Origin of the sequence: Pseudoalteromonas sp. SR45-5, assembly GCF_014163565.1 — a bacterium.
Lineage (GTDB): Bacteria > Pseudomonadota > Gammaproteobacteria > Enterobacterales > Alteromonadaceae > Pseudoalteromonas > Pseudoalteromonas distincta.
In genome coordinates, this window is the sequence record NZ_JACJDN010000104.1 from 1 (window position 1) to 8,656 (window position 8,656).

Genomic DNA, 8,656 nt, shown 5'->3' on the forward strand with positions numbered 1-8,656 from the left:
ATCACTTAAGATCTTATCGCACAAAGAGGAGTAAATGAGAAGACATTAAAGCATAGAAATTACGATCTTTGCTCGTCACGCCAGCAAGATGTGCGTCTTGTATCTCTCATTGATAAATGATTAGCTATCATTTATCACATCGAAGTCAGTGAGCTTGCCTGTGCGTCTAGTATTTAATACTGCTCCGTAGATAAGGTCCTGATATTCTATTCTCAGAAACTGAATGGTATCCAAGCACACTTTTATTTAAGTAGATGCTGTATGTACAAGTCAGTTTAACCACGGCGTTAAACTTACCCTTCTTGGCGCACTATATTCTCAAGGGCGCGAATATTAGTAATTAAGTCCTGGCGTTGTGGGTTGGCTTGTAATGCTTTTCTAAGATGCTTTAGCGCGCTCGGGTAGTCTTTAGAATCAATTGCTATTTGCGATAATCCAAGCCACGCCGATAGTTGGTAATCAGGTAGAGCTTGTGCACGAACATACATAAGTTTAGCTTGGGTAAGTTGGCCTTTACTACGATATATACTCGCTAAACTAAGTAGGGCATCACCTAAATTCGGGTTTATTTTAAGTGCATTATTTAAGCTTCTAAGAGCACGTTTAGTATTACCTTGTTGCATAGCAATTTGTGCGCTGTATACAGAAAACTGCGCTTGTTCATCACGGGGTAGCTGCTTAGTTAATCTTTTTGCGCTGCCTATTAGCTCTTTAGCTAAACCCCATTTTTGTTGAGATACAAGCCAGCCTAAAGTTTGCATCGTGGTGTTAATAACCTCAACTTGCTGCTGTTTAGTGGCGTGTTTTAAACCTTGCTTTAATAAACTCACTGCGCGTTCAGTGCTGCCTTCAGTTAAATGCAGCTGGGCTGCTAAAAGCTGGTTACTGGTATCTTTAGGGTTGAGTTTTAAGGCTACTTCAATAGCAGCAAGCGCTTGCTTTTTTTGATCAAGCTGTAATGCTATTTGTGCACGTTGCAGCCAAAGTTCAGCTTTATCAGGGCTTTTATTAAGTAATTCTTTTAGTAACGCATTTGCCTGACTTAAATCACCCGATTCAATTAACGCAAACAATAGCCCTTGTTGATATTGGCTTGTTTCTGGCGCTAGCATAAGCGCCTGGCGGTACGCCGCTACTGCGCTCCAAGGTTGGCTATGCTGCACGTGTATATAAGCAAGTTGCGCATAACTTTGTGCATCAGCTTGGCCAAGTTCAATACTGTGAACTAGGTGTATTTGTGCTTTGTCATACTTTGCTTGTTGCATGTATAAAAGGCTCAAACCTTGGTGTGCTTTTACTAAATCAGGTGAGGCTTTTAAACACGCTAGGTACGCTAGTTCAGCGTATTAAAGTCTTTTGTTGAAAGCAGAACTTGTGCACGTAATAAGTTTAAAGCAGTGCTATCTTGGCTTATATCACGGCCTTTAAATAGCGCCGCAACTTCACTGTAATTACCGGCTTGTAATAGTGGTTGTACTTGGCGAGCAAAACCGCGCTCGGTCGGCTCAATAAGGACCTCTGTAGGGCCTAGTAATTTATTATTTATAGCCAACTGCCATGTTGGATCGCTAGGCGATAAAGTTACTTTTAGTGGCGCACTTTTTAATGGCGTACTAGCAGCGCTTGCATGCACGCTACTTACACCTAATAAAGGGAGTGAGCACATTACAGTCGTAAACAGTGCAAAAGTTAATGGTTTTAGCGTTTTAAATATATTCATATTTTTCATTTTAATAGGCTTAAGGTTTAAATTCGATTGGCCAAATAAAGCGAGCGCGTACGGTTTCACCTTCTTTTTTAGGTGCACTAAAGCGGCTTTGTTTAATAATTTTGTCGATAGCTGGTTTAAGTTCAGGGTATGGGTTTTGTACTACCTCAATTAAACTTAACTTGCCACTTTCATCAATAAATACATCGAGTTTTACAGTAAATACATCAACACCTCGGCGGGTTAAGCTTTTTGGTAAAACGGCCTTGACGGGAGTAAGTAAAGTGGGGAGACCATCGAGTTGATTTAAGCTAAATGCATCCCAATTTACACTCATTGATTGCCATTGTGGCGCGCTTACTTTTACGTTGGGTGTATCGGGTTTTACAATACTTAAATCACTCTTTATCTTAATTTTTACGGCTTGAATTGACGCGCCTGCACCTTCTACCGCTAAGCTTTGCATTGGCTCACTTGTTTGCTGTTGTGATATTGATGGAGGTGGCGGAGGTGGCAGTGCCACCATGGCAATCTCACGTACAACCACTTTGTCTTGTATATGATGTTCAGCAAGTTGCCCAAGCCATAAAAGCAGTAATGCAGCACTAAGCACAATGAGGCTAAGGCCAAATGCAAACAGCGGATGGCGATTGTTTTTTGTTTTTTGAAGCGGGTTAATCGTGTGCATATTATTGTTTCGTAGCCAAGTTAACTTGCGCTGCGCCTGCCAGCTTTGCTTCGTCAATTACTTGAACAAGTAATTCAGTAGGTACTGTTTTATCAGCTTGAATAACCACAGGGCGTTGTTGCTGTTTTAACATTTGCTCGACACTACTACGTACACCAGCAACACCAATTTGGCTGCCATCAAAAAATACTTGTTGGTTGTCGGTTATTGCTAAAAATATAACTTGCTGCTCAAGACGACTGGCCGATACGGCTTGTGGTTTATCAACTTCAACGCCGCTTTCGCGTACAAATACGGTTGTAACAATAAAAAATATTAGCAATATAAATACCACATCAAGTAGCGGCGACATATCAATATGTTGCCCCGCTTCTTGCTCTAGCTTGTGCTTTAATCGTGATTGCATAGTGTTACCCTAACTGTTTACTTAACGTATGTAATTTAGGATTACTCTGCGAATACGCTAAGTAAGCTTGCATTAACCACGCAGGAATAGCGCACACAAGGCCGAGTTGAGTTGTTAGTAATGCGTCACCAATGGCGTCACTCATTAACTCGTTATGGCCCAGCGCCATTACTTTAAATGTATCAAGCAAACCAACAATGGTGCCTAATAAACCAAGTAGCGGAAGCGCTGCAGTTAAAATAGAGCTAACTTCTTGCCAATAACCTTTGCGCTGCGCTTGGTATTGTTTAAGGTGCAGTAAGTCATGAAAAATCAGCTGGTATACAAATAAAGCGAGTAAAAGAATACACCAGCAAATAGGGTTACTAACGATTTTCTCAAACATTGGTTTCTCCTTTCTCTAGTTGACTTAGCTGTAATGCAAAGCCTTCTAGTTGGCTGTAGTACGCTTTTGCTTTACGCGATAACAGTGCATTTAATACCAATGCAGGGATGGCAACGACTAAACCCAATTCGGTTGTTATAAGTGCTTGTGCAATACCGCCCGATACAACTTCTGGGTCGCCTGAGCCAAACAAAGTCATCATTTTAAATGTTTCGATCATGCCGCTAACAGTGCCTAACAAGCCAAGTAGTGGGGCTACTGCAGCCGTAACGGCAATAGCGCCAATAAAGTTATCGAGTTTATGCTTATCATGAATTAACTGATTAAATAATTGATCGTCTCGTACTTGGCCTTTTTCGCTTTGCAGCGTTAAGTTAAATAGCTGCTGCTGCATGCCTGCAAATTCACTGCTATTTTCAGCTTTAAAAAATTGCTGTAATTGCATTTGAGAGTGCATTTTAATTTTACTTAAACGCAGTAGTTGTGCGGCTTTTAATAGCGCAATGGTTAGTGCAAAGCAGGCAAATAAAATAATAGGGATAGCCCATAAACCGCCTTTTTCTAGGTGTTCAAGCGGACTTTCTTGTTGGGCTTGGCTAGTTACTAAGTGCGTTAAACTAGGATCAAAAGTAAGTAATGTAGAGCCTACACCGTTTTGCTTTAAAGTATTATCGAGTGGGTTGTCGTCACTTGTTGATTGTACTAACGCTACTTTTAATGCATTAGATTCATCATCTAAATTTAATAAACCCATAAGTTTAGGTGTTTGCGTACTAAACCATGCAACAGGCCCGACTTGAAGGGTATTAGCTTGGCTTAATTCGCCATTACTTAGCACAACCGATTGTTTTTTTAACTGTGGATAAAGTGCTTGCTCTTGATTATTAATTAGCGATACAACACGGCTTAATAACTCGTTTTGGCTATTAGCCGACTCGTTACTGCTAGCACTATTGCTGGTGTTTTGGCGTACAAAACGGCTAAGTAAGTTTAATTGATATTGCTGCTGCTGTTGCCAAGTGTCTAATCGGGTTTGTAACTGATCAAGACTTAATGTGTTTTCGTCAGCTAGGCGGCGATTAACGGCTGCTTGTTCCCGTAATTTACTGAGCGATTGCTGCTTGGTAAAAATTTGCTTTGAAAGGGTCGCTTGCTCTTTTGAAATACTATTTTGAGTTTTATTTAGAGTATGTTGCGCTGTTTTAATATCATTTAAAATACTTTGTTTAGTATCATCACTGCTAGCTGCAAAAGATATGTTTGCACTAAAAAGTAAAACTGTGGCGCTAAATACTTTAATTATGCTGTTAGTAGCCATTATTTAGCCCCTTGCTGGTTTTTATTTACATAACTTAATATTGGGAGTGTTACCCAATCAGCAGCGCGCTTTTTTTGCTGTACAGCAATACCCAGTGCAACTTGTTCTGCATTAATGCTTGGATCAAACTCCCACTGCCAACCTAAATCACTTGGAAAACCAATACCTACATAACTTAAGTCTTCGCTTACAAACCATGCTTGAGCTGCACCTAAATAAAGCTGCTTAACCCATACTTCTTGCCCGTCAGGGTGTTTAATAGCCATTTCGTGAATAGAAATACGTTGTTGAAAATCATTAAGTAGAGTCAGCATTTTTAGTGCTGTTTGTAGTCTGTCAGTTGTACTGAGTTTTGAATCGCTTAAATCACCGGCGTTTTTCCAACTACTCAAAAGTGGCGGGGGGAGTTGCACTTGTAATGAAAGTAATTGCCCAGAAATACGTGCTAGTTGATCATTTAATTGCTGTTGATCATTTTCAAGCTCTGATTGCTGAGTTACAAGCTGTTCGCGTTTTTGGGCAAGCTCACTGGTGCTTTTTTTTCTACGCTGATTAAGCTCGCTAAGTTGCTGCTGCTCGGCATTAAGAAGCGTTAAGGTTTGCTCCATACTGCTTTTTTGTTCAAGCCAATGAGTATTTAATTCTGTGTTTTGATTTTCTATTTGTAGCCATTTATTAACGAGTTGTTCTAGCTCACTAACAGTGTCGGCTTTTACTGCCATAGTGCTACAAAGCGCGATAACTACGCTAATTGGTTTAATTAAGCTTCGCATTACTTAACAACAATCCTGAAAGTTACGACAAGCAATTACAAGGACGTAATTACTGTTAATTTTTAAGTGTGTATACAATATAGGAATTCACATAACAATGCAATTGATAACAGTTATCGTTTACATTGCTTTGTTTGAGTGGTAGGATTTCGCCGAAATTAAATATGTACCTTAAATTAACAATAGTTAAGTGCTTAATAAAAACTACGGAGTAACCATGAGTAAGCCATCGAATAAAGGAAATGCGTACGTGAAGCCAATTGCAGCGGTTGTTACAGCTACGCTTTCAACTTGGGCAAGTGCACAGGATGTTCAAGAACTATCGGTAACCAAAGCAGAAACTAAAACTGAGTCTAGTTATGTTGTAGAAAAATCAACGTCGCATAAATACACTCAACCGCTACTCGATACAGCTAAAACGGTAACAGTAATCAACCAAGCGGTAATGAAAGACAGAAACGTAGATAGCCTACGTGATGCTTTGCGTAATGTTTCAGGTATTTCTTTAGCAGCAGGTGAGGGTGGCTCACCTACTGGCGATAGCATGTCGATTCGTGGTTTTAGTGCTACAAATGATATTTTTGTAGATGGTATTCGTGATGTTGCAGGTTACACACGCGATATTTACAACATTGAAGCCGTTGAAGTTGCAAAAGGCCCAGGTTCAGCTGTTTCTGGTCGTGGCGCAACAGGTGGCAGTGTTAATTTAGAAAGTAAAAAGGCGAAGTTAGACAACTTTAACGACGTTTCGCTACGTTTAGGTACAGAAAACGATTACCGTGGTCGTTTTGATACTAACATTCAAGTAAACGACACAAGCGCACTACGTATTAATCTTCTTACTGATAAAGGTGATGTTGCAGGTCGCGATCATATTGAAAACGAAACAAATGCTGTTGCGTTTGCATTTGCAACAGGGCTTGGTACAAACAGCCGTTTTGATTTAAACCTAGAGTATCAACGCCAAGACAATTTACCAGATTATGGTATTCCTTGGGTTTACAGTGATACGCCAGTAGCTGAACTTGCAGATAGTGCACGCTCACCTTCTCCTGTCGACTTTGATAACTTTTACGGTAATATTTACCGTGATTACGAAGATATTGAAGCCTACTCAACAACAGCTCGTTATGAGTATGATTTTTCTCAAAATACTACGTTACGTGTGCAAGGTCGTTTAGGTAAAGTTAAGCGTGAATCAGTAACAACTGCACCGCGTTATTTCTCGGTTACAACAGACACTGACATTACCTTTGCAGATGAAAAAACACGTGATACTGAAAATTCACTTGCTGCACTTCAAGTTGATTTAATTGGTAACTATGAATTTGCTGGCTTTACTCACGACGTAGTAGTGGGTGTTGAACTTGCAAATGAAACGTTTACACGCCATAACTTTGTTGCAACTACGCCTGATAACCTGATTGAAGATGGAATACGCAATGACTTATACAACCCTGATGCAACAATTGCATTTACGGGTGTGTACGGCCGTGACGGTACAAGCATTGAAGCTAAAGCTAAAAACCAAGCTATTTATGCATTTGATACAGTGACGCTTAACAAGCAATGGGAAGTTACAGGTGGAATTCGCTTTGATAGCTTCACTACGGATTATCACAACGATTACAATGATCCAAGCGCTTTAATTTCTACAAGTGACGATTTATTTAGCTGGAATGCAGCTGTAGTTTATAAACCTACAGAAAATGGCAGTGTGTATTTAGGCGCAGGTAATTCATTTAATCCATCGGCGGAAAGCCTAACGGTATCTACGAGTTCAAATGCAGCTGATTTAGACGCAGAAGAAAGCCGTAGTTATGAATTAGGAACTAAATGGAGCCTAATGGATGGCCGCCTGCAAACTAATGCTGCACTTTTCCGTACTGAAAAAACCAATGCCCGTACTGATGACCCATTTGCAGATAGCTCAAGTGACGAAATACTTGGTGGTGAACAGCGCGTTCAAGGTTTAGAGCTTTCAGCAACGGGCCTAATTACTAAAGAGTGGACTGTAATTGCTTCATACACTTACCAAGATAGCGAAGTAACTGAAGCATTAGGCGACGACGCAACTCAAATTGGTAACGAGCTTGCGCGTACGCCTAAAAATAGCGCAAGTGTTTGGACTACGTACGATATGTCGGATAAGTTATCGTTTGGTTTAGGTGCGCAGTATGTAGGTGAGCGTTACAACGGCACTACGTCAACACGCTCTCGTGCGCCAGGTTATACTATTTTTGACCTGATGGTTGCGTATGACATATCAAAAGATTTGAGCCTGCAGCTTAATGGTGAAAACCTAGGTGATAAAGATTACGTTGATCAGTTAGGTGGTGGACACTTTGTACCAGGTGATGGTCGTAAGTTTAGTTTAACAGCGAGCTACTCTTTTTAATTTTAAAACAAATTAAAAAATAAAAGTAAGCATAAGGGCAGGCCTATTACCTGCCCTTAATTATTTGATGAAAATGTGAGAGGGCGCACATGATAGTTAAAATTCCAGAGCTATTAACGAAAGAAGAAGTGGCGTATTGCCATGAGGTTTTGCTTAAAGCGCAGTGGGCCGATGGCAGTATTACCGCAGGTCATCAATCAACCAAAGCAAAAAATAACTTACAGCTACCTGAAAATAGTCCTGAATGCCAAGAGCTTGGCGATATTATTATGGCAGCACTTGCGCGTAGTAATTTGTTTATGTCGGCAGCGCTTCCTGCAAAAATTTTTCCTCCGTTATTTAATTGCTATCAAGGCGGGCAATCGTTTGGTGTGCATGTAGATAATGCAATTAGACAAGTGCCGGGTACGCCAGTAAAAATTCGTACAGATGTATCAATGACGTTATTTATTAATGACCCCGAAGACTATGAGGGCGGAGAACTTGTTATTGAAGACACTTATGGCTCACACAGTGTAAAGCTCCCAGCAGGCAGTATGGTGTTGTACCCTTCAACGAGTTTACATCGTGTAATGCCTGTAACGAGTGGGCGCAGATTAGCCTCATTTTTTTGGCTGCAAAGCATGGTAAACAGCGACGAAAAACGTGGTTTGTTATTTGATTTAGATATGTCGATTCAAAGTTTGCGCAGCAAAGTAGAAGATAGCCCAGAGATTATTCAATTAACAGGTGTGTACCATAACTTACTAAGACAGTGGGCACAGACATAACGAATATACTCGTTATTAAATACTGGATATAAGTAATTAAAAGCTGCGCTTTTCGCGTGAGCAAGCGCTACGCCTTCAGCCAAAACTTAACGCTGTGGTTAAATTACCTGTAGACGCGCAGCTTGCTGGCGTGACGAGCGAAGCTCGTAATTTCTAGGTATTGGTTTCTTCTCATTTATTCCTCTTTTACTTCTCTTTGTGCAATAAGGT

At 40.4% G+C, this 8,656-nt stretch carries 7 protein-coding genes and 1 pseudogene; 2 read left to right on the forward strand and 6 right to left on the reverse strand.

Features of this window, described 5'->3' with window-relative positions; all coding sequences use genetic code 11:
• Positions 1-293: 293 nt before the first annotated feature.
• From H5072_RS06070 to H5072_RS06095, 6 genes and pseudogenes are all read right to left on the reverse strand, one after another.
• A pseudogene (locus H5072_RS06070) lies at positions 294-1,720 on the reverse strand (tetratricopeptide repeat protein).
• 19 nt (positions 1,721-1,739) lie between these two features.
• On the reverse strand, positions 1,740-2,396 hold the full coding sequence (locus H5072_RS06075; RefSeq protein WP_138488520.1) for an energy transducer TonB: 657 nt from the start codon (positions 2,394-2,396) through the stop codon (positions 1,740-1,742).
• Between the two features lies 1 nt (position 2,397).
• Positions 2,398-2,802, reverse strand: coding sequence for a biopolymer transporter ExbD (locus H5072_RS06080; protein ID WP_036981164.1), 405 nt, complete (start codon positions 2,800-2,802; stop codon positions 2,398-2,400).
• 4 nt (positions 2,803-2,806) lie between these two features.
• Complete coding sequence (locus H5072_RS06085; RefSeq protein WP_182692999.1) at positions 2,807-3,187, reverse strand: MotA/TolQ/ExbB proton channel family protein; 381 nt, start codon at positions 3,185-3,187, stop codon at positions 2,807-2,809.
• Entirely contained in the window at positions 3,180-4,505 is a 1,326-nt protein-coding gene (locus H5072_RS06090) for a MotA/TolQ/ExbB proton channel family protein (RefSeq protein WP_182693000.1), read from the reverse strand. The genes H5072_RS06085 and H5072_RS06090 overlap by 8 nt, the downstream gene beginning before the upstream one ends.
• Positions 4,505-5,278 (reverse strand): DUF3450 family protein, encoded by a 774-nt coding sequence (locus tag H5072_RS06095; protein WP_182693001.1) that lies wholly within the window; start codon positions 5,276-5,278, stop codon positions 4,505-4,507. Before H5072_RS06095 ends, H5072_RS06090 begins: the two co-directional genes overlap by 1 nt.
• Positions 5,279-5,495: 217 nt before the next feature.
• On the opposite strand from H5072_RS06095, the gene H5072_RS06100 reads away from it, so the two are divergent.
• The gene (locus tag H5072_RS06100; protein WP_182693002.1) at positions 5,496-7,676 is read left to right on the forward strand and encodes a TonB-dependent siderophore receptor; all 2,181 of its coding nucleotides are present in this window, start codon (positions 5,496-5,498) and stop codon (positions 7,674-7,676) included.
• 89 nt (positions 7,677-7,765) lie between these two features.
• On the forward strand, positions 7,766-8,446 hold the full coding sequence (locus tag H5072_RS06105; protein WP_002960803.1) for a Fe2+-dependent dioxygenase: 681 nt from the start codon (positions 7,766-7,768) through the stop codon (positions 8,444-8,446).
• Positions 8,447-8,656: the final 210 nt, after the last annotated feature.